At 44.5% G+C, this 24,366-nt stretch carries 27 protein-coding genes; 11 read left to right on the top strand and 16 right to left on the bottom strand.

The features are described 5' to 3' along the window. Positions 1–102: 102 nt before the first annotated feature. Both QT974_RS09705 and QT974_RS09700 read right to left on the bottom strand, forming a co-directional pair. Positions 103–3,186, bottom strand: a complete 3,084-nt coding sequence (locus QT974_RS09705; protein ID WP_333468295.1) for a PAS domain-containing protein — start codon at positions 3,184–3,186, stop codon at positions 103–105. Between the two features lie 1,063 nt (positions 3,187–4,249). After that, the gene (locus tag QT974_RS09700) at positions 4,250–5,188 is read right to left on the bottom strand and encodes a glycosyltransferase family 2 protein (protein WP_333468294.1); all 939 of its coding nucleotides are present in this window, start codon (positions 5,186–5,188) and stop codon (positions 4,250–4,252) included. Positions 5,189–5,500: 312 nt separating this feature from the next. Between QT974_RS09700 and QT974_RS09695 the strand changes: the two genes are divergently transcribed. The 3 genes from QT974_RS09695 to QT974_RS09685 all read left to right on the top strand — a co-directional run bounded on the left by QT974_RS09695 (position 5,501) and on the right by QT974_RS09685 (position 7,989). After that, a complete protein-coding gene (locus tag QT974_RS09695) occupies positions 5,501–6,703 on the top strand; it encodes an argininosuccinate synthase (protein WP_333468293.1) in 1,203 nt (400 codons plus the stop codon). A gap of 396 nt (positions 6,704–7,099) precedes the next feature. Continuing rightward, on the top strand, positions 7,100–7,687 hold the full coding sequence (locus QT974_RS09690; protein ID WP_333468292.1) for a Uma2 family endonuclease: 588 nt from the start codon (positions 7,100–7,102) through the stop codon (positions 7,685–7,687). Positions 7,688–7,725: 38 nt separating this feature from the next. Beyond that, a complete protein-coding gene (locus tag QT974_RS09685) occupies positions 7,726–7,989 on the top strand; it encodes a type II toxin-antitoxin system Phd/YefM family antitoxin (protein ID WP_333468291.1) in 264 nt (87 codons plus the stop codon). A gap of 117 nt (positions 7,990–8,106) precedes the next feature. Here QT974_RS09685 and QT974_RS09680 read toward each other — a convergent pair whose 3' ends face one another. Continuing rightward, the gene (locus QT974_RS09680; protein WP_333468290.1) at positions 8,107–8,934 is read right to left on the bottom strand and encodes a pentapeptide repeat-containing protein; all 828 of its coding nucleotides are present in this window, start codon (positions 8,932–8,934) and stop codon (positions 8,107–8,109) included. A 263-nt stretch (positions 8,935–9,197) separates the two neighbouring features. Between QT974_RS09680 and QT974_RS09675 the strand changes: the two genes are divergently transcribed. Beyond that, entirely contained in the window at positions 9,198–9,749 is a 552-nt protein-coding gene (locus QT974_RS09675; protein WP_333468289.1) for a DUF6232 family protein, read from the top strand. A gap of 44 nt (positions 9,750–9,793) precedes the next feature. Beyond that, the gene (locus tag QT974_RS09670) at positions 9,794–10,207 is read left to right on the top strand and encodes a hypothetical protein (RefSeq protein ID WP_333468288.1); all 414 of its coding nucleotides are present in this window, start codon (positions 9,794–9,796) and stop codon (positions 10,205–10,207) included. A 120-nt stretch (positions 10,208–10,327) separates the two neighbouring features. Here QT974_RS09670 and QT974_RS09665 read toward each other — a convergent pair whose 3' ends face one another. The 4 genes from QT974_RS09665 to QT974_RS09650 all read right to left on the bottom strand — a co-directional run bounded on the left by QT974_RS09665 (position 10,328) and on the right by QT974_RS09650 (position 13,271). After that, complete coding sequence (locus QT974_RS09665) at positions 10,328–10,744, bottom strand: hypothetical protein (RefSeq protein WP_333468287.1); 417 nt, start codon at positions 10,742–10,744, stop codon at positions 10,328–10,330. A gap of 105 nt (positions 10,745–10,849) precedes the next feature. After that, a complete protein-coding gene (locus tag QT974_RS09660; protein WP_333468286.1) occupies positions 10,850–11,482 on the bottom strand; it encodes a Uma2 family endonuclease in 633 nt (210 codons plus the stop codon). Positions 11,483–11,640: 158 nt separating this feature from the next. After that, positions 11,641–12,375, bottom strand: a complete 735-nt coding sequence (locus QT974_RS09655) for a hypothetical protein (RefSeq protein WP_333468285.1) — start codon at positions 12,373–12,375, stop codon at positions 11,641–11,643. A 272-nt stretch (positions 12,376–12,647) separates the two neighbouring features. Further along, positions 12,648–13,271, bottom strand: coding sequence for a DedA family protein (locus tag QT974_RS09650; protein WP_333468284.1), 624 nt, complete (start codon positions 13,269–13,271; stop codon positions 12,648–12,650). Positions 13,272–13,356: 85 nt separating this feature from the next. Between QT974_RS09650 and QT974_RS09645 the strand changes: the two genes are divergently transcribed. Both QT974_RS09645 and QT974_RS09640 read left to right on the top strand, forming a co-directional pair. Next, the gene (locus tag QT974_RS09645) at positions 13,357–13,548 is read left to right on the top strand and encodes a hypothetical protein (protein ID WP_333468283.1); all 192 of its coding nucleotides are present in this window, start codon (positions 13,357–13,359) and stop codon (positions 13,546–13,548) included. Positions 13,549–13,614: 66 nt separating this feature from the next. Next, on the top strand, positions 13,615–13,959 hold the full coding sequence (locus QT974_RS09640) for an STAS domain-containing protein (RefSeq protein WP_333468282.1): 345 nt from the start codon (positions 13,615–13,617) through the stop codon (positions 13,957–13,959). A gap of 74 nt (positions 13,960–14,033) precedes the next feature. Here QT974_RS09640 and QT974_RS09635 read toward each other — a convergent pair whose 3' ends face one another. The 7 genes from QT974_RS09635 to psbN form a co-directional block, all read right to left on the bottom strand. Then, the gene (locus QT974_RS09635) at positions 14,034–14,717 is read right to left on the bottom strand and encodes a hypothetical protein (protein WP_333468281.1); all 684 of its coding nucleotides are present in this window, start codon (positions 14,715–14,717) and stop codon (positions 14,034–14,036) included. Further along, the gene (locus tag QT974_RS09630) at positions 14,710–15,264 is read right to left on the bottom strand and encodes an Npun_F5560 family protein (protein ID WP_333468280.1); all 555 of its coding nucleotides are present in this window, start codon (positions 15,262–15,264) and stop codon (positions 14,710–14,712) included. Before QT974_RS09630 ends, QT974_RS09635 begins: the two co-directional genes overlap by 8 nt. A gap of 353 nt (positions 15,265–15,617) precedes the next feature. Further along, positions 15,618–16,211: a class II aldolase/adducin family protein gene (locus QT974_RS09625; RefSeq protein ID WP_333468279.1), complete on the bottom strand. Its 594-nt coding sequence runs from the start codon at positions 16,209–16,211 to the stop codon at positions 15,618–15,620. A 600-nt stretch (positions 16,212–16,811) separates the two neighbouring features. Next, the gene (locus QT974_RS09620) at positions 16,812–17,807 is read right to left on the bottom strand and encodes a hypothetical protein (protein ID WP_333468278.1); all 996 of its coding nucleotides are present in this window, start codon (positions 17,805–17,807) and stop codon (positions 16,812–16,814) included. 840 nt (positions 17,808–18,647) lie between these two features. Beyond that, complete coding sequence (locus QT974_RS09615; RefSeq protein WP_333468277.1) at positions 18,648–19,559, bottom strand: MBL fold metallo-hydrolase; 912 nt, start codon at positions 19,557–19,559, stop codon at positions 18,648–18,650. A 1-nt stretch (position 19,560) separates the two neighbouring features. Further along, positions 19,561–20,661, bottom strand: a complete 1,101-nt coding sequence (aroC, locus tag QT974_RS09610) for a chorismate synthase (protein WP_333468276.1) — start codon at positions 20,659–20,661, stop codon at positions 19,561–19,563. 298 nt (positions 20,662–20,959) lie between these two features. After that, positions 20,960–21,091: a photosystem II reaction center protein PsbN gene (gene psbN, locus QT974_RS09605; protein ID WP_193971847.1), complete on the bottom strand. Its 132-nt coding sequence runs from the start codon at positions 21,089–21,091 to the stop codon at positions 20,960–20,962. A gap of 216 nt (positions 21,092–21,307) precedes the next feature. Here psbN and psbH point away from each other — a divergent pair, with 216 nt between their 5' ends. From psbH to QT974_RS09585, 4 genes are all read left to right on the top strand, one after another. After that, the gene (gene psbH, locus QT974_RS09600; protein ID WP_293127124.1) at positions 21,308–21,511 is read left to right on the top strand and encodes a photosystem II reaction center phosphoprotein PsbH; all 204 of its coding nucleotides are present in this window, start codon (positions 21,308–21,310) and stop codon (positions 21,509–21,511) included. Between the two features lie 150 nt (positions 21,512–21,661). Continuing rightward, positions 21,662–21,913, top strand: coding sequence for a TatA/E family twin arginine-targeting protein translocase (locus QT974_RS09595; RefSeq protein WP_333468275.1), 252 nt, complete (start codon positions 21,662–21,664; stop codon positions 21,911–21,913). Beyond that, a complete protein-coding gene (gene pth / locus QT974_RS09590) occupies positions 21,914–22,576 on the top strand; it encodes an aminoacyl-tRNA hydrolase (RefSeq protein WP_333468274.1) in 663 nt (220 codons plus the stop codon). Beyond that, a complete protein-coding gene (locus QT974_RS09585; RefSeq protein ID WP_265234869.1) occupies positions 22,573–22,839 on the top strand; it encodes a DUF3146 family protein in 267 nt (88 codons plus the stop codon). The genes pth and QT974_RS09585 overlap by 4 nt, the downstream gene beginning before the upstream one ends. A 139-nt stretch (positions 22,840–22,978) precedes the next feature. Here the strand turns inward: QT974_RS09585 and QT974_RS09580 are convergent, their stop codons facing one another. Continuing rightward, positions 22,979–23,287: an S-layer protein gene (locus QT974_RS09580; RefSeq protein ID WP_333468273.1), complete on the bottom strand. Its 309-nt coding sequence runs from the start codon at positions 23,285–23,287 to the stop codon at positions 22,979–22,981. Positions 23,288–23,405: 118 nt separating this feature from the next. Continuing rightward, positions 23,406–24,224, bottom strand: a complete 819-nt coding sequence (locus tag QT974_RS09575; RefSeq protein WP_442933169.1) for a CPBP family intramembrane glutamic endopeptidase — start codon at positions 24,222–24,224, stop codon at positions 23,406–23,408. Between the last annotated feature and the right edge of the window lie 142 nt (positions 24,225–24,366).

Below are 24,366 nucleotides of genomic sequence, written 5' to 3'. Positions count from 1 at the left end.
CTCGCGAGCTGTATAATACTCGCGAGCGAGGACGCTCGCACTACAATAAAAAATATTTTTTGCAACAATGAGATGCTCCCGAAAGAAGGACTAAAGTCCTCACTACAAACCTATTTTACTTTTGACTTTTTGCGAAATCGGTAGTTCGATCGCAAATTCTGTTCCCCGGCCAACTTCAGAATGGCACCACAACTTACCGCCGTGGGTATTTTTTACGATTTGGTAACTAATCGACAATCCCAAACCAGTACCGCTCCCGATCGGCTTTGTAGTAAAAAATGGGTCAAACATCCTTGACTGAACCTCGGGACGAATACCGGGCCCGCTGTCAGCAATCCGCACGCACACTTGATTTTGGCTGGAAATTTCAGTAACAATACAAATCTGATTATCTTTGTCATTACAGTTAGCCGATGACTCTTCCACAGCGTCGATCGCATTGGAGAGCAAATTCATAAATACCTGGTTTAATTGCGCCGGATAACACTGGACATTTGGCAGTTCGCCGTAATTTTTAATAACTTGAATTTCCCGACGTTGTGGCTGTGACTGCAATCGGTGCTGCAAAATCACCAAGGTGCTCTCTATCCCTTCGTGAATGTCGATTACTTTGAGTTCTTTTTCATCCAGTCTCGAAAAGTTTCGCAAAGACAGTACAATCTGCTTAATTCTGTTAGCACCTCCTTGCATTGAAGCCATAATTTTAGGAAAATCTTCAGCGATAAAATCCACTTCTATTTCTGCCAATTCATCGGCAATTTCGGCAACTGGTTCAGGATAGTTTTGCTGATAAAGTTGGAGCAATTTTACCAAATCGTGAGCGTACTGTCCGGCTGGAATAATATTTCCGTAGATAAAGCTGATCGGGTTATTAATTTCGTGGGCAACTCCCGCTACCATTTGCCCGATACTCGACATTTTTGCCGATTGAATAAGCTGGGATTGAGCATTTTTTAAATCTTCCAGAGTTTGTGCTAACTCGTGGGCTTTTTCTCGTTCTCGCTGTTCGCTAAATTGCAAATCTACTTCGGCTTGTTTGCGATCGCTAATATCGATGTGCGTGCCCGTCATCCGCAGAGGATTTCCCAGAGGATCGCGTTCCATCACCTTAGCTTGAGCCAAAATCCACTTCCACTCGCCGGATTTTGTCAGCATCCGAAATTCCTTTTCGTACGTCGGCTTTTTGCCTGCTAGGTGAGCATTTAGCGCTGCTGTAGCCGGACGCACATCGTCTGGATGTACCAGTTTCTCCCACCCGGCGAAATTATTTTCTACCTCCTCTACTTCATATCCCAGCATCGTTTTCCACCGCGAATTAAAATAGATTTCTCCCGTGGAAAGATTCCAATCCCACAATCCCATCGCGCTGCCTTCAAATGCCAAATAAAAACGTTCTTCGCTAAGAAGCAAGGCTGCTTCGGCTTGTTTGCGATCGGTGATATCCATGACTGTTCCCAACAGTTTAATTACTTCTCCTCTTTCGTTAAAAACAGATGCTCCCCTTGCTTCCAAGTATCGGATTTGACCGCCAGGATGCAAAATTCGCAGCTCTTTTTTGTAGGAAGTTCCTTGTGAGATAGCGAGGCTAATTGTTTCTTGGAACAACTCTCTGTCGTCGGGATGATACATCTGTACAAGTTCGATATATGTCGGTTCTGGTTTAGTTGAGTCTAAACCAAAAATGCGGAATACTTCTTCAGACAAAATATTTTTATTTGTGAGTATATCAAATTCCCAATTGCCGATACGGGCAATTTTCTGGGCTGCTGCTAGACTAGCTTCGCTCTGTTCGAGTTTAAGTCGCTGCTGTTTATCTTGTTCGATAAGATTGGCTTGGGCGATCGCAATTCCCATCTGTGCGGCCACAGCTTTCAATAATCTGATCTCATCTTGCGTCCAGTGGCGGGGCTCATCGTACTGATGCAAGCACATCATGCCGTTGGCTTTTCCCTGGTAGGAAGTGCGGATGGCTATCATTGACTTCAAACCTATTTGACGGCACAAATCACTAACATTATCGAGCAATGAATCAGCAAAAACATCGTCAGAAACTACAGGTCTATCTTGAGACAAAACCAATTGAGCGTGAGGATTTTTTTGCACCGGAATTTCTACTATATCGCAAACTGAACCAGCTTCAGACTTCCTGTACTGAGTCATACAATATATGCGGGGAATTGGATGTTCAGTGTAGGTGTGAATCAAGCAGCTATCGGCATTAAAAACTCGACCGATTTGAGCCGCCGCTGTTTGATAAACTTGATCCGGCTTTAAGCTGTAGCGAATTTCCAGACTAATTGTTTCTAGCAAAAATCTTTGCTTGATTTGCCGTTCCAAAGCAGCTAAAGCTGTTTTCAACTCGAATTCTGCTTGTTTGCGATCGCTAATTTCAGTAGCAGTTCCCAGAATTTTCCAAGGTTGGCCATCCGCTGTTCTGACAAACACCGTATCCCGGCTCAAGAACCAGCGATATTCACCGTTTTTGTGCTGGATTCGGTACTCAAACTCAAAGCTTTCACCGTCTTTTGCTGTCTCAATCCTGGTCATATGTTCTGAGAATGCCGGCAAATCCTCAACGTGTATTAAGTTAGGCAGAAATGCTGCTGGCATTTGCTGGATTTCACCAAGCGAGTAGCCAATATCTGTATAAAGTTCGCGATTGAGATACAGAGTCCGCTGTTCGATCGCATCGTAAACGTACAAAACATTAGGATTCATTTTAATTACTGCTGACAGCCAGTGCTGACTTTCTCGAAGTTGCTCTTCGACTCGCTTGCGTTCTTCTATTTCTGCTTCCAGCAGCGCATTTTGTTCTAAAACTTGCTGAGAAAGCCGACTCATAAGCAGTTGATTTTCGACGCGAGCTACTACTTCTTCTGTTTCAAATGGTTTAGTAATATAGTCTACCGCCCCCAGCGAAAAACCTTTGACTTTATCAAATGTTTCATTTAAAGAGCTGATAAAAATTACGGGAATATCTTTGGTTTGCGGATAAGATTTTAGCTGTTGGCAGATTTGATAGCCATCCATACCCGGCATCATGATATCCAGCAAAATCAAATCTGGTGGAGTTGAGCGAGCAAAGTTGAGAGCCAATTGACCGTCCCGTGTCGGGCGCACTTTATATCCCCGCTTCGACAAAACCTGGGATAAAAGGCGCAAGCTTTCTGGGTGATCGTCAACCATTAAAATATTTTGTTTTAAACCACTTTTTTGAGATGCAAGTGTTTGTATTGTTGCGTATTTTCTGTCGGATTTATTCACAATAACGCCTCTCATATTATTAAGTTTCTAAGTAGCTAATTTTAATAAATTTTCTTGAGTTTTTTAATCTGCATATGATATGAGTTACCTACCCAGCCCATTATTTATTTGTTAATCAAGTCTAAAAATACATTAAATTCCACAAGTGTTTGGAGAGCGAACTATTAGCTTGCAGGAATCAAATTCGATAGATGTTGATTTATGGCGCCGATTTGATTGAGTAATAAATATAAGTTTAAATCAGCTCCGCATCCTGTTTTTATAGCCCAGGCGGTCGTTCTGTGACTGTATGCAATTTTTGTCAGCTATTGCAGCATAAATCGCGCTATCAGCCTTTCTTTCAGGCCACGGTAGTGGAATTGTTCGATCGCTCGCCAAGATAGCGCACCCTTGATTATGTGTAGTAATTGTATCAGAACTTTCTAAAAATATTTTTTATTTTTCAAAATATATGTTTGGGTAACTCTAAACAACAGCCGATATTTATAAAATTTAGATTCCGCACGCTCAACTGTCACAATCGGTTTTTACTTATTTTAATCAATGAATTAAGCTGTAAATTATACTTTTATAGGTATGTTAACGGGGAGCAAAATTTTCCCCGCATCATTTCAATTTTAGTCCCAAAGGCACGCTGAGGCCAGAAACCCGGTTTCCGCCTAGATATAACGGTGAGTAACCGCCCATTTTTTACTTGTAACCCGGTTGATGAGCGTAAGTCCTAACTTGAAAAATAATTATTCTCAGTAATTATACTCTGTGACACTCTCGCCCGCGCCATGTTGGCTAAAATCGCCGGATAATCAGACAATTTTTATTAAACATAAAAATTTTATAGGCTTGAGAATTCGGTTTCACCTAGATTTACCGGGGTGATGGTACTTGTGTTTTTTAAGTATTTCTACTTACTTTATTATTTCGGCAACTACACAAGCCTAAAAAATCTCCTACAAGATATTATATTTTTTTGTGCCGGATGCCTAACCTACAGCACTTTTGGATCTGGCTGCAATTCACTGTAAGCAGCATACACAGCTTTCACGTTATACCAATTTAGAAAAATCCGAGCAATTTCTAAAGCAAGCTGCGGTTGACCTCGGTCAATCAACCACTGCAAAAAAGGTTTCATTGTGCGCTCGTTGAGCATCCCACCCAAAGATAAAATTCCCCACAGTATTTGGTGCAAAACAGTCATTTGAATCATCAGCCGCACTTCCCAGCTCGGATGTTTTTGATAAAACAAAACTCCCATTCTCCCGCGCTGAATTTCTCGGTCGATCATCCCCGATATTTGCTGTAAATTAAAAGGTGGATGCCAGTGATAGCCGACAGCCTGCGGACATTTAATCAGTTTTAAACCTAATTTTTTTAATCTGACGCCCAATTCTAAATCTTCCCATCCGTACAGTTGAAAGCGATTGTCAAATAGTCCAGCTTCCAGCAGCCAGTGACGGGCGATGGCGACATTTCCCGTCGCAAAATAAGCCGCCGAAAAATCAGTTATTTTGTAAGGTTCCGAGGTGGGATTGTCGAAATTGCAAGTATTAATCACGCTGCCGTAAGTAAAAACCGCATCAGTATCTCGATAAGCCTGTAGCAAAGCATCTGCGTGCGATCGCAAAAAATCCTCAGTGACGACTAAATCGCTGTCAATAAAAATAATTGTCTCGCCCTTGGCATTTTCAACGCCCAAATTCCGGGCGGCGGCGGGGCCTTGGTGAGATTGACAGATCGATCGCACGTGCGGCAAAAACTCGGCATCTGCGGCCAACCACTCGATCGTTCCGTCCGTCGAGCCGTCATCGACTACAATCACCTCATAATCTGTGACATCCTTACCGAAATGCTGATTTTCCAGAGCCAGTAGACATTTTGCCAAAATCGGTTTACGATTGTACGTCGGAATCACAACACTAAAAAACACGGCTTTACCCCATCGCCACAGTTACCGTATCCCACGGTAGCAGATTTTTCGCAGCAAGTCCTCATGGGAATAGGCAAGTTGAGCAAAAAAATAATATCTAAATCTGTACTATTTCTGACAAGAATCGAGGTCAATTAGGTGCATAATGAAAAGTCGGTTAAACGTCATATCTTGCACTATTCTCGAAAACAGGCTTTCTGGCCTGTTCGACAATAATTAAATTTTATTGGGGGGAGGGCACTGTTAGCCCGCCCGCAGCGAAATTATGGCTTGTGGTGCAAGATGTGACTTAAATTCAGGATGTAAATAGCAATGAGTCGCGCTAAAAAAGTTGTGTTAGCATATTCCGGCGGAGTCGATACCTCTGTCTGCATTCCTTACCTGATGAAGGAGTGGGGAGTCGAAGAGGTAATTACTCTGGCTGCGGATTTGGGACAGGGAGATGAATTAGAACCTATCCGCAAGAAAGCTTTAGCATCAGGTGCTTCGGAATCCTTGGTAATCGATGCTACCGAAGAATTCGTCAAAGATTATGCGTTTCCAGCAATTCAAGCTAACGCGCTTTACGAAAATCGGTATCCGCTGTCTACGGCGCTAGCCCGCCCGCTGATTGCTAAATTGTTGGTAGAAGCTGCCGAAAAATACGGTGCGGATGCGATCGCCCACGGTTGTACTGGTAAGGGAAATGACCAAGTACGGTTCGATGTGTCGATCGGCGCACTCAATCCCAAGATTAAAATTTTAGCACCAGCGCGGGAATGGAAAATGAGCCGCGAGGAAACCATCGCATACGGTGAGAGATGCGGGATTCCGTCGCCGGTGAAGAAGTCTTCGCCTTATAGTATCGATCGCAATTTGTTAGGAATGGCGATCGAAGCCGGCATCCTCGAAGATCCTTGGGCGGAACCGCCGGAAGAGGTGTTTTTGATGACAAAGGCGATCGAACAAACTCCCGACACACCCGAATATATCGAAATCGGTTTCGACTGCGGAAAACCAGTCAGTTTAAACGGCAAAGAATTAGCACCAGTCGCCCTAATTACCCAACTCAACGAAATAGTTGGAAATCACGGAGTCGGGCGCATCGACATGATTGAAAACCGTGTAGTCGGGATTAAATCGCGGGAAATTTACGAAACACCAGCGATTTTAGTTTTGATGCACGCGCACCGAGACTTAGAAAGTTTGACCTTGACAGCAGATGTCACGCGATACAAGCGCGGGATCGAAGAAACCTACAGCCAAATGATTTACAACGGCCTTTGGTACAACCCTTTAAAAACAGCTTTAGACGCATTTATTCAGGACACGCAAAAGCGAGTAACTGGAACCGTGCGCCTAAAAATGTTCAAAGGAAACGCCACAATTGTCGGCCGCAAATCAGAAAATTCGCTGTACAGTTTCGACTTAGCAACCTACGGCGCAGAAGACGAATTCGACCACAAAGCAGCCGAAGGATTTGTCTACGTTTGGGGATTGCCAACTCGCATTTGGTCGGAGAAAAATCGGGGTTAAAAATTAGCACGTAGAGTGCATAAGTCCGCCAGGGGTTTAAACCCCTGGCGTCGGGCGAAAGTCCTCTAAAAGAGGACTGAATAATTCATGAGTTCTCGAATTAACCCGATTCGATCTAAGTTTTTCAGTCGTCTTGAGACGACTTTCGCTATGAGACGGGGGTTTGAACCCCCGGCGGACTGTGCAACTAATTGACAATTGCAGTCCTGGAGCGATACCAAAGAAACCGGGTTTTTCATCGATATTAGAACTTACCCACGCAGAACCAAAAATCCGGTTTCTGCTAGCAGTGCAGCTATGTGGTTTGCTCAACAGATTGCTAGCTTGAAAACAGAGTGAGTCTACTATAATAAAAGTGGTGGGAATCTACAATCATAAAAACTCAATATAAAGCCAATGATTGCAAATCAAAGCCAAAATTACATCTCGCCGGAAGAGTATCTGAAATTAGAAGAACTCAGCCAGGTTAAACATGAGTATATTCAGGGCGAAACCTACGCAATAGCAGGTGCAAGTGATGCTCATGTGACAGTTGCTGGAAATTTATTTGCACTTTTGAGAAATCATGTTCGGGGTAGTGGCTGTCGTGCTTATATGTCAGACATGAAAGCTAGGATTCAATCTAAGAATATTTACTACTATCCCGACGTGATGGTAACGTGCGATGAACGGGACAAAGCATTTCAATCTTTTAAAAGACATCCTTGTTTAATTATCGAGGTTTTATCAACAGGAACTGAAGCATTCGATCGCGGAGATAAATTTGCTGATTATCAAGAATTAGAAACGCTTCAGGAGTATGTGTTAATTAGTCAAAAGCGGCAGCGGGTGGAGTGTTTCCGCCGAAATCCTGAAGGTTTGTGGGTTTTGTATTCCTATACTGAAGGAAGTGAAATTCACTTAGCTAGCGTTGACTTTCGCGCTAGCATGGATTCTATCTATGAGGATGTAATCTTTACCAATGAAGATATTGTGCTGAATTAATCATGCTATAATAAGTATAAAACTCAACCGCTGCAAATATGCCAAAATACCTGACAATTACAGAAGCGCAACAACAACTGCCAAAGTGGCCCGATGAGTTAGCAGCAGAGCCAGCTATCATCACTAAGGATGGGAAACCGGCAATTATTGCGCTCAGTTTTAAACAATTTGAATCTCTGTTAGAAACCATAGAAATTCTCTCGGATCGCGAATTTATGGCTGATTTGCGATCGGGGATTCAACAAGCCCAGAGGGGAGAAACAATAGACTTACAACAGTTAAAAGCAGATTTAAAACTTTAATCACTCGGCGATTGAAATCGCGACTACACAAACGTAGGCGTTAGCCTTCCCGAAGGGTAGTCCGCCTGCGCGGACTGAAGAATAGAATGGATATTATGGCAGGATTTGGTATCATAGTTATGCCTGACTCAATATTTCCAAAAATTCCTGCACAACTAAATCGGGTTGTTCGCTGCATCGGGTAGCGTGGTAATGCTTGACAAGACTGATGCCGGAATCTACCGAAAGCCCGCACATTTCATCTTCTGTTGCATTTTGATGGGATGATTCGCTGTCAATTTTCAGCATCCCTAATTTACCTTGATAAAATATCAGAAAGTCAGCTTCTAAATTCTGTCTCCCTTCCGGTGTGGCGAGTCGGAGTTGGGAGTTGGGGATGAAGAGAGTGGAAGTGCGATCGAGTATTTCGGCAATTTTCACTTGTGCGTCGCAGTGAAAGCAAAAACCGTTCCAGTTAATTTCGTTTTCTGAGTCAGCCTGAGTTTCCTGATTTTGTTCATCTTCAATATCTGTGATTTCTTCAGATGATGCTGTATTGTCATCCGGTGCGATTGGTTTGTGTGAATCCGTTTGGCACAAATCAGCTTTCACTAAGTTTGCAAATAGTCCGGCTCCACTTAAGTTTGCTCCACTAAGATTTGCGCCGCTGAGATTAACTTCGATCGTCAGATTTCGCTGTACGCTCACTTGATTTCGCCGTAAGTATCGCTTCATAACCGACTTGAGATTATCTTTTTTAACCTTTTCTTCAAGTCCTTTTGAGAGTAATTTCCATAATTTGGCACCAGCATCTTTGATATAATCATATTCATATTCAGCACTGGCTGCAATTTCTTTATAAGACCGCCCTTCCCAGGATTGACGAAACACTAACTCTTGAACTTTGTTGAGGCGATCGTAGTTAAGGGCTGTTTCTGCGATCGTGATGGCTTCGTCAACGGTCATGTGTTAAAGTCCCTTACTAGCGGAGCGTTAAGGTAAGATTAGTACAGATTATACCGCAACAGGAGCTAATCTTACTTTTTTATTACTATTTTGTTACTTTTTCTCACTGTTGAACCTGATATAGAGTTGCTATTATATCTCTAAACACACACCGATGTCAATGCCAATAACACCCACCAGCCGTCTTAAAAACCTGATTGAAGAAGGTCTAAGATAGATGCTTGCTAATTGGTAGCTTCGCTGTTTTTTGGAAAGGAGTAATTATGGCTGCCAATAACATATTGCCACAAGATACTGACAAACCGATCAGGAATACCACGATAGAAATTACTAACCGAACAGTTAGATTTGGTTCAGATGTCTATCAGTTTCGCAACGTCACAGGTTTTGGGTTAGCCCCTGTTAAAAATGAAAATCTATACCCAATACAAGTTATTTTAGGATTGTTTGTAATTGGACTTTTTTGCGCCAATATTCCTGATTCGAGTTGGAGAATATTGGGAATGATACTGGTTTTATTAGCAATATGGGGATTTTCTGCAAACACTTCACAACCCAAAAAGTACGGTCTTAAATTATACCTTAATTCAGGTTCTCCGTCCCCAGTATTTATTACTAGCGATATGCCAGGTTTAGAAGATGTAGTTTCAGTTTTATACAAATTTATGGAAAGTAATGAAGAAGGTACTTATATAATCCATGCACAAGATCGATCGATCCGAATAGAAGGAAGTGTTGGAGGTTCTGTCACAGCAGGTAATATTGGAGGTAGTTCATCAAGTTACGTTGGAAGAGATGTCTCGCGAAACGACTAAAAATAACAGTATTATCCAAATATCAATCAAATTAGGAGGGAATAATGGAAGATGAACAAGGTAAAATTCAAGTCGGAGGAAGCGTTGGAGGTTCTGTTACGACAGGTAAGATTGAAGGCAGTTCATCAAGTCACGTTGGAGGAAATGTTTCATTCGCTATAAACGAGTTACCTTCATCTTCTGAAGATCGACCCGGAATCAAAGAGTTACTGACCCAACTCCAAGAAGCAATTGAAGCGGATTTAAATTTAAGTGAAGACGACAAAAAGGATGCTTTAGAACAAGTACAAGAGTTAGCTAAAGCTGCTCAAAATCCTAATGATGGCGGAATGAAGGAGAAAGCCAAAACAGCAGATAGGATGCTCGGACGAATTATGAAAAGTGTACCACAAGCGACAAAATTCCTAGAATTCTGTAATAATCTACTACCATTGATTACTAAATTCTTTGGGTTTTAGTAATCAATCGCCTTTCAGCAAACACGCCAAATAATTGCGATCGCACTTCCTCTCATTTGTTCGCAGCACTTTTTGACGGATAGTGAACAGGTTTTTGAAGTGCGATCGCCCCCACGTCATTTACCACATAAACAGTTCTTTGTCAACATAAACATATTTCCCCAAAACCTTCAGCGGCATCATCTCCCCGCTGCCAAGTAAATCAATTGAAACCCCATCTCGAATCAATATTTTAAACAATTCCTCGTCATCTTTTATCGAACTAGCATCTAATTCAATAACTTGACCTTCTTCCCTCATTACCTCCAATAAATCAGAAGTAGATACCTGAAATATTTCTTCATTATTACACCGCGCAGTCCAGCAATTGCCGTAACTGCCCGTAGCTTCAATATCCGATATTACCGATTGCTTTAAAAGATAATTTTTGTCTAAATACTCAAGAATTTTTGCAACTCTCAATTCCAGTTTTTCTTCTGCTTCGCAGCAAAGAGTCACAGCCCATTTTTGACCGATATTATAGGTAATAGCCGTCATGATGATTGCCAAATTCTACTTGATTCTCCCAGTCCGCGCAGGCGGACTTTGTTTGTGTAGACGCGATTTCCAATCGCCCGGAGATTGGCAATTTAAATATTACCTTCACCCCTCAGATTCAGACTCAAAATCCACGCGATCGTAAATATCACCCAACGACATCTCAAACTCCACACAACTCAATTTCAACACCGCATCAGCACCGTCATACTCAGACAAAACCCACTTATTATCATCCATCTTAACAAACTGTTCAACGTGCATTTCATATTGATCGATCAAAACATACTCCCGAAAACTAGGAATAGAACGAAAAAGTTTAAACTTGCCGCCCCTGTCATAGTCCGCCGTCGATTCCGATAAAACCTCAGCCACCATCACCGCATTAGTAATCGTATCTTTCCTACCCTCCGCCAACTCCAACGTACCAGCAACCAACATCACATCAGGATAAGTATAAACCCGCTTGGACGGTATCCACAAACGCAAATCGTTTATAAATACTCGGTAAGGTTGTCCTTTGGTAGCAAAATTCAGCGCACCATAGAAATTGCCAGCTATTTGATTGTGATTCGGTGTTCCGCCTGTCATAGGGATTATCCTGCCATCCTGATATTCACTTCTAAATTTTGCCCCCTCTTCCAGCATTAAATACTCTTCAGGAGAGTAATGAATCTGTACTTTGTCCTCAACTTTGTCCTTAACTATTTCTTCGCGAATGTCTGTTGATGTTGTCATGCTACATCCTCGTGCGATCGTACTTACAATTATATAGTCCAGGACGCACTAGGACTAAAGAAACCGGGTTTTTAGGCGAATCTGCTTCCGACAACGAAGTATTTCGTAAAAAACAAAGGTGATGAGCCGCCATGCGTAAGTCAAATCGAAACTACCGATCAGAACTCATCATCTGTGCTTTCAATTACCTCTCCTTCAAACTCAAAACCGCGCTCCATACCATCAAAATACTTGTCAAAATTAGGCTTAATCCACAGTGCTGCTTCCCCGTGTCCCAACTCCACAGCTTTATCAATTACCTCCTTCCAATCACTCAACGAAAATCCCGTCGCTTCCATTGTCTTGAAACAATCCCAAACAAACTTTGGCACAGATACTGGCGATACCGCATATCTCAACAATTCCTCTGCACCCTCGGGCGAAATAATCACATTATTCTCAACCCAAATCATACCCACATCCTCTTCCCTTTCCCCTTGCCAATTCACCTCGCCTCTCAAAACATAACCCCAAGGTTGAATAAAATTGTTGATAATATATTGCAACCATTCGATATAATCATAAAACTTCTCCACACCGTTCCATTTAATCCCCCCGCCGTCAGCAGTCGGAATCCACTGACACCACAATCCCGGCTGAGTCTTGGGCGGGCGGTTGTAATTAACAACAGAAACTTCCGAATCTTCATCCCATTTTTGATTGACAAAATAGCAGCCTTCTTCGCCCACAGGCAAATTAACTGCTGCTCTTGCTGGATCGGGAATACTTTGCAAAATCGCCGGATTTCGCTTCATCCGTCGGGTTCGAGAAAACTCTAATAAGTAAATAGCTTCGCTGTCTGATAACCGTTTGTTTAAATGAAATGTGCCGTCAAAGATTGTAGTGTATCCCATGATTTATACCTATTTATAAATTTAGGGGCGGGTTTAGCGAGCTGACTCGAAGGAAAAAAGTTGACTTATTCAAAACACGCCCCTTGTATTTTGAAAGAGGTAGATGGCTATTTACCGCGGCGCGGGGACGGGTTTATGAGATTGTTGATTTGAGGCAATTATGCTCGGTAAGACCCGCCCCTACATAATTATTTAATTGTGTTCGGGAAAAGGTGCGCATTGCGCACCCTACTAATTGATTTTAAACAATTACCAGCAATCGGTAACTAATTTTACTTAGTCTTGTCCAAACTCCGCGACTCCAACCAAATAGGAATTGCAATCCAAGCAACTGTTAAAAGTAAGGCAACTACAGCAAATTGAGCGGCCCAAGCTACCAACTTCTCCAAAGACACAACCTGTCCTAAAAAGTATGACAAACTTACCATGACAGATGCCCAGCTTGCTGCACCCAGAACATTGAACAGCGAAAATTTCCAGAAAGGCATTTCTGCAATACCCGCTAGGGGGCTGGCAAAAATTCGCAGCAGTGCGATGAAACGACCCAAAAATACGGCTTTAGCTGCATTTTCGCTAAACTTTTCTTTTAAGTCAAACAGTTGTTCTTCCCGAAAACGGAAAAATTTTCCCAGCTTCAGCAGTAGGGGCCAGCCGCCGTATCTGCCGATCGCATAACCAAAATTTCCGCCCACAGTCGCACCGGCGATCGCGCTTCCAAGCACGTACCAGTAATTCAGTTCCCCGCTACCAGCCAAAAACCCGCCAGCAATCGTAATCGTCTCACCTGGGAGAGGAATTCCCAGATTTTCCAGTAAAATTCCCAGAAATATTGCCCAATAACCGTAATCATGGGCAAATTGCTGAATAGTCTCTAACGATAAAAACTCAAAAGACATTGGATGCTGCCTTCGTAAACTTTTGCAAAGCTGAATACTTTTATATATTGGCTCGATTCGGCCAATAGTGCAATCTTTCGCTGTGATGAAAAACACACTACACTTGCGATCGCCCGCTCAACAAAAAACTACCCTTCAGAGCATTATAGATAAATCGAGAATTGTTGCGGTTGGGTTCGGCCCGCCGCCGGAGAGTCATCCTACTCAATCGATCGCCAGGGCGATTCCCACGTCAGGGCGATCGTGCATCCTACAAACCTTAGCTAAAATCCGCTGATGCTGGTTGAGACGTTTCAGCAAGTGAATTCACTTATTCATACTTTACAATCGTAGGATAACTGCTATGGAATTTTCCAACTTCAACCAACATATCATCCTGCAACCTCACAACTGCCTCGACTCCCAAGCAGGAAGCCTCCTCCAGCAACAGCTAGCCGAGATTTTGCCCGATCGCTACAAACTATGGGTAATAGACATGGCTGACGTAGATTTTATCGACAGTTCGGGCTTGTGTGCCTTAGTCGGCGGACTCAACGCCGCCCGCCACCGGGGATGCCGCCTGGTTATTTGCAACCTCTCAGTTACAGTCAGGCTAATATTTGAAATTACTCAACTCGACCAACTCTTTGAAATTTTTGACAGTTTAGAGCAAGTTATTTCAATACAAACTCCCGCTTTAGTTGCTTAATAAAAATTATACTATCTCCCGTTAATTGCCCATAATTAGGTTCGAGCGTTCGGACTTTATTCCTTATTCATTAGTCATGAGAGGACTAAAGTCCGAACGCTCGAACATAAAGAAGTAATTTGCAGATCGTAAATAGGCTTATTTGTCAAGCAATACCAATGACAGACGAATAAATCTGGGACTTGAACGCCGACAGAAGCGATCGCAGGTGCAGCCGGAAAAGGCCAAAGTCGATCGAAACAAATCCTGTCCCCAACGAATCCGAACTGCATCAAATAAGTCGCCGGCGGCGCCTTTAAAAGATCCAGCAACCCGAAAGCCAACTCGTACAACTGCTGTCGCCAAACATCAGACAAATGCAGCGGTTGAGAGTAGCTCAACTCGCCCGACAACTTGTCCGATTCCCCAGCGATCGCCTCAGCATACAGCGGCCCCCTGGCTGTCAACACCACAGGCAGCCAAAAATTGCCATCGCCGACGGGAAAAAGCAATTCCTCGGCGACTCGATCGCGCGCCGCCGACACATTGGCGCTAAATCTAAACACATCTTGACCCGGAAAAACCAGATTTGGCGCTACATCCAGCGTCAAAGGACAAACGATCGCCCCACTATCGGCGAGTTCGCCAGAATTGAGTTCAGCAACTCCACAGATGTCAACTTTTGTTACAGGATCTGATGAGGCGATCGCCTCCGACAAAACCTTGAGAATATCGGCCGCGGTTTTGTCGCCACCGGCTACAATCAAAACCTTAGACATTACCAAAGCTCGGCATTTGAATCCCGCGATCGTCCTCTGGATCGACGCTGGGCAGATCCAGCCCCTTCGCCTTGCGATTGCGTACCGCCAGACGGTAAGTAACGCTTTGTAACTCGGTGTGCAATTGGCGGTTTTCCTTTTGCAGTTGATCCAATTTTTCCTTAATCGGCTCGATCCGTTCGGCGAACTTCTGGCGGTAAACTCCTGGCAATTCCTGCACCACTTGTTCGAGCATTCTAGAGCGATCGGTCAATTCTTGCACCGATTGACGCAGTTGGTAAACCTCCGTATCCCGATCGGCGATTTGTTCTTGATAAAAACTTACCTGTTCTTCCACAGATTGCAGTTGTTCCCGCATCGCCTGCATTTGAGCTTGGTGGCGGTCTGAGACTTCTGGTGTCGGCACAAAACTCGAATTTCCCTTTACCAGCCTAAAAAGTTCTTGAGACAACTGCTGCACCAATTGGTCTCGCATTTGCAGCTCTTCGGTGAGACGAGATACTTCTGATTGCAGTTCTTTTGAGCTTACAAGTTTAGTTTGATTCACGATGACTCTCAGCTTTTGCTATAAATTGTGTTTCTTTAAAATATCTTTGCCTTAGCCCAGAGGCAAGAGGCAATTTAAAACTTTTGAACTTCTCAAGCTGCGAGCGATCGACACGCCGGCTAAAGTTCACCCCATATTCTACCTCACATCCGGCGTCAAAGTCTGTTTGATCTTTGCCGACTTTCTGACCCCACAAACCTGACCCGGTTGAGTTAATTTCTTGTCTGTGGTTGCAAAACTTGTATCAACCTGGTTTCTAGCTACCTATCGCTTGGGTCTGAAAACTCTCGTCCGTCTTGGTCAACCAACCTGGTTTCTGAGCTTTTTCTGTAGGGTGGTGACAAATCTCGTGTCTAACCGATCGCCGCCGAGAGCACTTTTCCCGCTTCGTCCAAGGTGCTACCAAAACAGATAATTCCGTCCTCGTGACCGGCCATCGCCAGAATTTTGCGCTCTGCTAAATTCTCTTCCTCAAACAGTCTCAACATTTCCCAAGCCATCTGGGGAGTGCCGTAAGGTATTTCTTTTCTAGTAGTAGGAATTTTAAACAGTAGTTGCTGCCACAGTTGAGGATTGTGGACGTGAATTATCCCCCCCACCTCCTGTCTGTGAAGGTAGAGTACCGCGTGAGTCAGCGACTCCGACGAAGCTGGTACGGGGCCCCGACAGCCGAGGAAATTTTGTTCTAAGTTAAATTCAGTTACTGTACAGTACGATTCTGGCCCCATACCCCGCAAGTGTGCAGTTTGGGTGCCGGAAATCACAAACTGGCAAGAATTGCCCAGCCTGACGCTGATGTTGCCGAAACCAATACCATTTTCGTAGACGCCAATTAGTCCCCACGAGTGGAGCCGATCGCGCCAGTCTATCAAATCCGCTATGTCCTCAGCAGATATGGGTTTTGCCTGTTTCCAGTCGCAGCGGTACTTAACGACTCCTTCATCCATGTATATTTATTGCCTGTCGCGTGCACGACGACACACAAGTCCGAGGCTCAGACTTTACAGATTTTGTGAAACTGCTTTTTTGCCTGCTGCCTTTTGTCGAGAGTACATGAGTGCCTTCAATAGTCTACATTCCTGTGTCGCCGTAATTGGCGATCGACATTAGCAGAAAGTAAACTACGAAAGAAGAACCAATTATGCCAAATATCATAGTTGTGCCTCAACAGGTGATTGTAAGAGTTAAATGTGAAAACGCAAGCTTGGAAGGCTGGGAGTTTGTTCTAGGATATTGCCCGAGCGAGTTTCTTCTGTGAAACTATGTAACGTACCCCAACAACTTCTCCTTTAAGACTACAGCATTTATACTGAGGTGACTTACTCCCTAAGAAAGATTTAACGAGAACTCGCCTTCGATGCCGTAACTCAGGTAAAAAACAACCGTAGATTTACTGATTTTTTCAATTATACATACATAGAGGCGAGTAGAACACAAAAATCAAATATTTTTTAGCTAATTGCCCAAAACACCAAAAGCCGATCGAGCAGCTTGTTGCTCGATCGGCTTTTGGTGTTTTGTGGGGCGTGAGCCCTCGCGCGCGTCCTTTAAATGTGGAAGTGATACAAGATACTGCCGTCGTCTTTAATTTCGCAATTGGCATTAAAGACTTCTGCTTGTTGGTTCAAAAAACGCTGGGCGACATCCGGCGACAGCCGCGTCTCCATCGCAAACCGCACCAGAGTGATTTCGCCGCTGCCTTCTTTGATCAGTCGGTACAATGCACTTTGGAGCCTTTCGCTCTCTTCTCGCTGAAAAGCTGTTTTGTTCTGCCAATCTGCCACCGAAGGAATCAAACCGCGGCTGACCAAAATCGCTAACAGCAGGCCAACCCCCAAAATCAGAGGCACAGTCGGATCGCTCGTAGGCGTCGCCACAATTTGCGGCGCTGTAGCAGCAGCCAAACTGCTCACCATTTCTTTTTCCGAGGCTTGCGTATCCGCCATCGCAAGCTGAGTTTTGTTGTAAACGTCTTGCTGAAGCTTCATTTGCTGCAACAGGCGAGCGCGCTCTCTTTCGTATTGGTCGAGTTTTTGCTGAGCTTGTTTCAGGTCTTGAGTGACTTGTGCCAAGCGTTGGTTGAGGGTTTGATTGACTGATTGCCAGCGATATCTGTTAATCAGGCGGCTTTTTTCCACCATGCCCTTCATCAACATATCCGCCGTTTGCACTGCTTGCTGCCGATCGAGCGAGCGATACCCAACAGCAATCTCTAGCGGTTGTTCCGGCTTAGAAATCTGGACGCTAGCATTTTGTCGAACTTGAGAAGGCGACAGCTTAACTGCATCTGCCACTGCTTTGACAACATTATCTGCTAGCAGGACATCTGGAGTCAGTTGCTCTCCCTGCTTGAGAATTGTCGTGCCCGTGCTCGAAAATTTTACTGGCGGATTGTTAGAAGTGAGAGTGCCTTGAGCCATGAATCCGGGTGGCGGAGCTAGGCGGTAGGCAAGGGCCCCTGAAATACCCATAATTACAGCAAAACTGCCTAAGGCAATCCATCTGTATTGATTAGCTGAGGATCTAAAACGTAAATTTCCCATTTTGATAGTCAAGTCATAACTTTCACTTTGCTTGCAGCTAGTCCCAAACCAAAGAGCGACGATCTCTTTATTTTGAGTGAAATTGACTGCTGAAAAATCTCTCAGATTGTAGCGAAAAGCTCTCAGACCGGCTTTTCAGATTTGCCAATATTCACGATCGGAAAAAAGCATCGTACTTATGTTTTATGGTAACTATAACCTCAGCTTTTATCTTGAATAATTACTCAAAGAATTAATAGGTCACAAGGATTCAGGAAGTCTGCTGCCACCTGTGGCGCCTCGTGCCAGAGGGATCTCTTGCGGAGCCTCGCCATGTTTGTTGACCTTCAAAACTTTTACCTAGGAGCCGGAGTCAATCCTCCAATTATTTTACTTCTTACTGTGCGTTTTGCGGTAGCTATCGGGCAAATGCGTCATTACTCGATCGCAGATAATCACACGTCGCCATAATTTTTTACTTTGGTTTAGTGGCGACGTTAGTTGTGTCGCCGCACTTCGCCAAAGTCTCAGACCTTGCCAAACTAGATATTTTTTACCGCCAGCATATTTAAATCTGTGACTGTTACACAAAGCCAATCATCGCACCTAAAGACTCGATGCGATCGACTCGGCTGACTCATCGCCAACTGCTAATGCGTGCTCGATCTTCTCAAATAAGAGCCTGTCAAACAATGAAAAAAACCTTAAATATTATTCCTAAAAAGTTACTAGGCCAGAATTATACCATGGTCTCAGAGTGTTTGCTACAAATAAAAAAGATGTGGAGCAGGCGGCGAGACCGGCTCCACATTCAATGATGGTTTGACCAAAGTAGGATCGATCGACCGTACCGACGAAAATTCAGAAGCCGATCGGCAAAATCAGACCTTCGCGGGCCATAACAGCCTTGGGGAACGCGATTTGCACATCTTCGGCGATGCGATCGAGAAAATCGTCAGTATGAGCCGGATCGTGGTGAAAAATCACCACCCGTTTGACTCGGGCTTCCTTAGCCATTCTCACCGCTTCCTGCCAAGTCGAGTGTCCCCAACCCACCTTCGGAGACTTGGGGTTGTGATATTCCTCGTCTGTGTACATCGCGTCGTAAATCAGCACGTCAGCATCGAGGGCTAAATTGTAAACATTTTCATCGATTCGATCGGGAAAATGTTCCGTATCCGAACAATAAACAACAGAACGTCCCTGCCAAGTCACCCGATATCCCATAGCAGTATTCGGGTGATTCAGAGAACCCGTCCTAATCTCAATATCATCGAGCATCATCGTCTGGTTGTGATCGATCTCGTGAAAAGTCAGATCGGCCGGCAAACCCATCAGCGGCACCGGCGAATTCGAGTGCAGAACCCGTTCGACGAAGTGCCGTTTGAGGCAATCTCCATCCGGGGGAATTGCCCCATAAATATCAAAGCTATTGCCGCGGATGAAAGCTGGGGCGAACATCGGGAACCCTTGAATGTGATCCCAGTGATAGTGAGTAAAAAACATATAAGCTTGCACCGGCATTTCTTGCAGCAACTGGTCTCCCAGCATCCGCAAGCCTGTTCCGCCGTCAAAAATCAAGCGTTTTCCACCGACTCGCATTTCCAAACAAGAAGTATTGCCACCGTAGCGAACAGTTTCCGCTCCTGGTGTCGGAACACTACCCCGCACGCCCCAGAACTGTACTACAAAATCATCTATACCTTTTATTGCTTCGGAGGGTTGAGGGCAATCAACGGGATTTGCCACTACAGAGGACAAGCTGATTTCCATTTTAAAATTCAGACTTTAAGGTTCCACATTGTCCGTGATGGCGCAGCAGATGGTCGCATAAAACTAAAGCTACCATTGCTTCCACCATTGGCACAGCTCTTGGCAAAACGCAAGCATCGTGCCGTCCTTTTGCCGCTAGCAGCGTTGCTTCGCCCTCTCGGGTAACTGTACGCTGCTGCTGTCGAATTGTCGCAGTTGGCTTGAAAGCCGCCCGCAGAATGATATTTTCACCGTTAGCAATGCCACCCTGAATTCCGCCTGAGCGATTCGTTACTGTACGAATTGCACCTTGTTCATCAGTATAGTATTCATCATTATGTTCGCTGCCCTTAAGTAGAGTCCCGGCAAAGCCCGAACCAATTTCAAAGCCTTTGCTAGCGGGTAATGACATGATCGCTTTTGCCAAGTCAGCTTCGAGTTTGTCGAATACGGGCATTCCCAGACCTTTGGGTACGTTGCGGGCGACGCATTCGACGACACCGCCGATCGAATCTCCGCTGTCGCGCACTTTTTCGATCAGTTCAATCATCCGATCGGCACATTCGGCATCTGGACACCGGACGATATTGCTTTCTACTTGTTCTAAGGTAACAGTGTCTGGGTCGGCGACGCATTCTAAGTCTTTGATACGTTTGACGTAGCCGACTATTTCCACGCCTGCGGCTTGGAAGAGAATTTTTTTGGCGATCGCCCCTGCTGCTACTCTACCAATTGTTTCTCTCGCCGACGATCGACCTCCGCCTTGCCAGTTGCGAATGCCGTACTTAGCATCGTAGGTAGCATCAGCGTGGGAAGGGCGGTAGGTTGTGGCCATTTCGCCGTAATCTTGGGGACGAGTGTCTTGATTGCGGACTAAAATGGCGATCGGAGTTCCCAGAGTTTTGCCTTCAAACACCCCGGAAAGAATTTCGCAGGTATCAGCTTCTTTGCGGGGTGTCGTAATTTTGCTTTGGCCGGGGCGGCGGCGATCGAGTTCCGCTTGAATGAACGAAGCATCGATCGACACTAGGGGCGGACAACCATCAATTACTACTCCCACACCCCCGCCGTGAGATTCCCCAAACGTCGATATCCGAAATAAATGCCCAAAGCTATTGCCCATGATGCTTTTGCCTGAAATTTGATAATTTTTACTTTAACTGGAAGATAGATTGCTCAAATATAGATTTACTGTATTTCTGAAAAATATAGCATTGACTGGGAGGCTTGCGGTCGATCGCGCCACGCAGAAGTTCGATCGCATCGTGGTAAAAGAAGATCCACGAGGCAGAGAATTGGAAGAAGAGGAAAACAATAAAAAATTCCCTTCTTCCCTATTCCATCCGTTACAGAATCCGTTGCCGAACTGCCTTCCATCCGTTACATACGTTAAAAAATCCGTTGCCGAACTTCCTTCTTCTTTAATCTTCGTGTTCTTCAAAAGGATCTCTCAATTCCTTAGCAGGAGGGCCGAAAGCCGTGTAGATCGAGAAACCGGTGATTGCCACCAGACACATACCGAGAGAAATGCCGAGAACTGCTGCTGGTTCCATATTGAGGAGCGATTATGAGTTATCCCCTCTATAATATTACAAAAAATAACAATTCGTCTAAAAGTCTAGTAATTTGAGCTGCGGTACGGTATGGCAGCCTCGGAGTGGGAGAGGGAGAGGGGGAGAGTGTCCGAGTCGGGGATCTGAGAAATTGCGATCGCAATTAGGGCTAGAAATATGTCAAACTTTTGTGTAGAGATTCATTGCAGGTGACTTATGGCACAACGGACTTGGTTGGGAGACCGACTCAAACCCCTTAACTCAGAATACGGCAAGGTAGCCCCCGGTTGGGGAACCACACTATTGATGAGCGTTTTCATTGGACTGTTTTTCGTGTTCTTGTTGATTATTTTGCAAATCTACAACTCTTCTCTGATTCTAGAGAATGTTGATGTTGATTGGTCGAGTCTCGGCCGCTAAAATTTGAGCACCGAAAAGTAAGGCTAACACTAAAAGCTGAGGGTAGAGGAGAAAGGGTAAAAGCTAAGTTTTCCCATTTTTCCTTGCCCTTTCCCGTTACAGGCTAGTTATTAAATGCTAACTAATTAAACAAATTGCAGGAGAAACAAAATGAATATTTTTGGCATTGGTTTGCCGGAAATGGCAGTAATTTTCACGATCGCGCTGTTGGTATTCGGCCCAAAAAAGTTACCAGAAATTGGTCGCAGTTTCGGGAAAGCACTGCGGAGTTTTCAGGATGCTTCGCGGGATTTTGAGTCGGAGTTTACGCGGGAAACTAAGCAGTTAGAAGAAGCAGTCGCAAACAAAAAGCCGGAACCGGAAAAACTCGCGGCGGCTTCGGAAGATACCGCAGATAGTTAAATGAACAACACTCAAAAGTCGGAAACTCCAGCAGAGTTGGTGATTCCCCAGCTAATTGTGGGTTTGGGGAATCCAGAACCAAAGTACGATCGCACGCGACACAATATCGGCTTTAATGCAGTGGATGCTTTGGCTCAAGCTTGGCAGATTTCTTGGGCAGAAAACCGCAAATTTCAAGGCATCTTCGGCGAGGGAAATCGGCCGCGCGGACAGAAAATCCGGTTGCTCAAACCGCTGACGTACATGAATCTGTCGGGCCAATCGATTCGGGCGGCGGCGGATTGGTACAAAATACCTGCGCCTGCTGTGTTAGTAGTATACGATGATATGGATTTGCCGATCGGCAAAATGAGAATGCGGCTAGCCGGTTCAGCGGGCGGGCACAACGGCATGAAATCCACAATTTCTCATTTGGGGACAGACAAATTTCCCCGGTTGCGGATAGGGATTGGTAAACCTCAAAGCGATCCTGCTAAAAATGATAAAGATACGATTTCCTTCGTGTTAGGAAAATTTTCCTCAGAGGAAAGTCAGTTAGTAGAGAAGATGCTGAAATTGGTTGTAGAGGCGATCGAGCTAAGCCTACAGCAAGGAATAGAAAAAAGCATGAGTCTTTACAACAATCGTACCATTATAGAAACAAACGCGGAAACAAAAAGGTGAGTTCGAGACGTTTGCCTGAAACTACAGCCCATGTCCGAGTTACGGGTCAATCTTGGCTAAAAGGCACGATTGAAGGTGAAGTGACTGCCGGCAGTTTTGAGTGGCACTTTCAATGGCGTTTTAGGGAAGAAAAAACACTAATTCTTGAACCCTCTCAGGGTAGGGCATTGATTCAGGAACCGCTGCACCGTTTTCTGGAGAAATGGGATTATCAGCTTGAACCAGGGGGCGATTATTCGTTTACAGTTCGGGCTCAGTTTTGAGAATAAACCTCTTGCACTCATTCCCAAATAATCTTGAAATTATCTGCGTTTATCTGTGTTTATCTGCCTGACATCTGCGGTTTTTGTTTTTTTTAAACCGCAGATGAACGCGGATTAACGCAGATGAAATGCGGGACAGTCAATTTGTTTGTGTTGATTCCAGCAATTGTTGAATTAAAGCAGGCGCAGTTGCTTCTCGGTAAGCGCCGCAATAATACATCGTTAAAACAGCTTTGTAAGCCCAGTGATTTGATGGCACATCGGTGAAAGGATTTGGCAGAGTTTCCGCCTGATTCTGCACGCAAGCATTGAGGATTTGTTCGCGGGTTGGCTGGACTTGAACTAAAGAATTATTTTGCTTGACTTGTGCGGTTTTTTGTGCTTTTACAGGAGATGAAAAACAGGCACTAATTAGCAGTATGGCTGCGGCAAAGATTGTGAGTTTCATAGGTAATTGGGAATTGGGAATGGGGAATTGGGAATGGGGAATTGGGAATGGGGAATTGGGAATTTTCCCTAATGACTAATGACTGATGACGGCAGGACTGATGACTACTGACTACTGACTACTGACTACTGACTGATTTTCGCATTCCCACAGCCAACACGCTCAAAAACAATAGCCCGATCGCACCAGCCAACGGATTGCCGTTAATTCCAGTCACCCAATCCGGGACAGAGCCAGAATATCGCACTAACTCTCCGACGTTAATTATATAGTATCCCCAGACTAAACCTGCATGAAGCCCGATCGACAAACCCAATCGATTTTGACGGCTTCGCTTTGCCAATACCAGTATCGAACCCAGCAACAACAGCCCCGGAAACTGAGGCCAAGTCCGCAGCATTCCCTCCACGGATTTGATAAAATGAGATAGGGCAAATACCAGACTGTTCGCCCGCACAGACATCGGATAACTGTAATCCCGCTGCAACTCATCGAACAACCAACCCCGGAATATCAACTCCTCGAAAAAACCGACTGCCAAGGCGCTTAATAGCCCTTCTGCGATGATTTTCGGCAAATTATGAGAATTTTGCCATGCGACAAAGCCGAGCAGCCCTTGCACCAAAAACAGGGTGAAAGTAATCGAAATGCCGATCGCCAATCCCGTCAAAAACTCAAAACCGTTTTGTCGCGTATTCACTAAACCGTAACTTTTGAGCAATTGCGTTTGTCCGTAAACCTGTTTTCCCCAGCGCGGAAGTAGAAACAAAAACTCGGTAAACAGCAATCCCATTGTCAGAATGGTTGCTAGGTTGCTATCTTTAACTAAGAGATAAATTGGTGCGGCTAGCGGTAGCCAGATTGCTGCTAAGATTAATAGGAAAATTATTACACGTAAGGGAAATGGATAACTGGCAATTTTTATCGGGTTAATCATTGGTTGTAGATTAGTTGAAATTTTGTAAATTGGATTCTCCGATATTCCGACAGTCCGACAGGGGTTTTCAACCCCTGTCTCATAGCGAAAGTCCTCTGAAAGAGGACTGGGATTTATTACATTATCATCTATTCCGACAGTC

Origin of the sequence: Microcoleus sp. BM001215392 (assembly GCF_036700185.1) — a bacterium.
Classification (GTDB): domain Bacteria; phylum Cyanobacteriota; class Cyanobacteriia; order Cyanobacteriales; family Microcoleaceae; genus Microcoleus.
This window is presented reverse-complemented; position numbering and strand designations above follow the sequence as displayed.

Coding starts and splice junctions, on each gene's coding strand:
- QT974_RS09665 (WP_333468287.1), bottom strand. CDS start 10,744: ATGACGGCTATTACCTATAATATCGGTCAAAAATGGGCTGTGACTCTT.
- QT974_RS09640 (WP_333468282.1), top strand. CDS start 13,615: ATGGAATTTTCCAACTTCAACCAACATATCATCCTGCAACCTCACAAC.
- QT974_RS09690 (WP_333468292.1), top strand. CDS start 7,100: ATGATTGCAAATCAAAGCCAAAATTACATCTCGCCGGAAGAGTATCTG.
- QT974_RS09655 (WP_333468285.1), bottom strand. CDS start 12,375: ATGGGATACACTACAATCTTTGACGGCACATTTCATTTAAACAAACGG.
- pth (WP_333468274.1), top strand. CDS start 21,914: ATGAACAACACTCAAAAGTCGGAAACTCCAGCAGAGTTGGTGATTCCC.
- QT974_RS09705 (WP_333468295.1), bottom strand. CDS start 3,186: ATGGTTGACGATCACCCAGAAAGCTTGCGCCTTTTATCCCAGGTTTTG.
- QT974_RS09695 (WP_333468293.1), top strand. CDS start 5,501: ATGAGTCGCGCTAAAAAAGTTGTGTTAGCATATTCCGGCGGAGTCGAT.
- QT974_RS09575 (WP_442933169.1), bottom strand. CDS start 24,224: ATGATTAACCCGATAAAAATTGCCAGTTATCCATTTCCCTTACGTGTA.
- QT974_RS09620 (WP_333468278.1), bottom strand. CDS start 17,807: ATGGGAAATTTACGTTTTAGATCCTCAGCTAATCAATACAGATGGATT.
- QT974_RS09580 (WP_333468273.1), bottom strand. CDS start 23,287: ATGAAACTCACAATCTTTGCCGCAGCCATACTGCTAATTAGTGCCTGT.
- QT974_RS09660 (WP_333468286.1), bottom strand. CDS start 11,482: ATGACAACATCAACAGACATTCGCGAAGAAATAGTTAAGGACAAAGTT.
- QT974_RS09635 (WP_333468281.1), bottom strand. CDS start 14,717: ATGTCTAAGGTTTTGATTGTAGCCGGTGGCGACAAAACCGCGGCCGAT.
- QT974_RS09625 (WP_333468279.1), bottom strand. CDS start 16,211: ATGGATGAAGGAGTCGTTAAGTACCGCTGCGACTGGAAACAGGCAAAA.
- QT974_RS09650 (WP_333468284.1), bottom strand. CDS start 13,271: ATGTCTTTTGAGTTTTTATCGTTAGAGACTATTCAGCAATTTGCCCAT.
- psbN (WP_193971847.1), bottom strand. CDS start 21,091: ATGGAACCAGCAGCAGTTCTCGGCATTTCTCTCGGTATGTGTCTGGTG.
- aroC (WP_333468276.1), bottom strand. CDS start 20,661: ATGGGCAATAGCTTTGGGCATTTATTTCGGATATCGACGTTTGGGGAA.
- QT974_RS09670 (WP_333468288.1), top strand. CDS start 9,794: ATGGAAGATGAACAAGGTAAAATTCAAGTCGGAGGAAGCGTTGGAGGT.
- QT974_RS09645 (WP_333468283.1), top strand. CDS start 13,357: ATGAAAAACACACTACACTTGCGATCGCCCGCTCAACAAAAAACTACC.
- QT974_RS09685 (WP_333468291.1), top strand. CDS start 7,726: ATGCCAAAATACCTGACAATTACAGAAGCGCAACAACAACTGCCAAAG.
- QT974_RS09595 (WP_333468275.1), top strand. CDS start 21,662: ATGAATATTTTTGGCATTGGTTTGCCGGAAATGGCAGTAATTTTCACG.
- QT974_RS09680 (WP_333468290.1), bottom strand. CDS start 8,934: ATGACCGTTGACGAAGCCATCACGATCGCAGAAACAGCCCTTAACTAC.
- QT974_RS09675 (WP_333468289.1), top strand. CDS start 9,198: ATGGCTGCCAATAACATATTGCCACAAGATACTGACAAACCGATCAGG.
- QT974_RS09615 (WP_333468277.1), bottom strand. CDS start 19,559: ATGGAAATCAGCTTGTCCTCTGTAGTGGCAAATCCCGTTGATTGCCCT.
- psbH (WP_293127124.1), top strand. CDS start 21,308: ATGGCACAACGGACTTGGTTGGGAGACCGACTCAAACCCCTTAACTCA.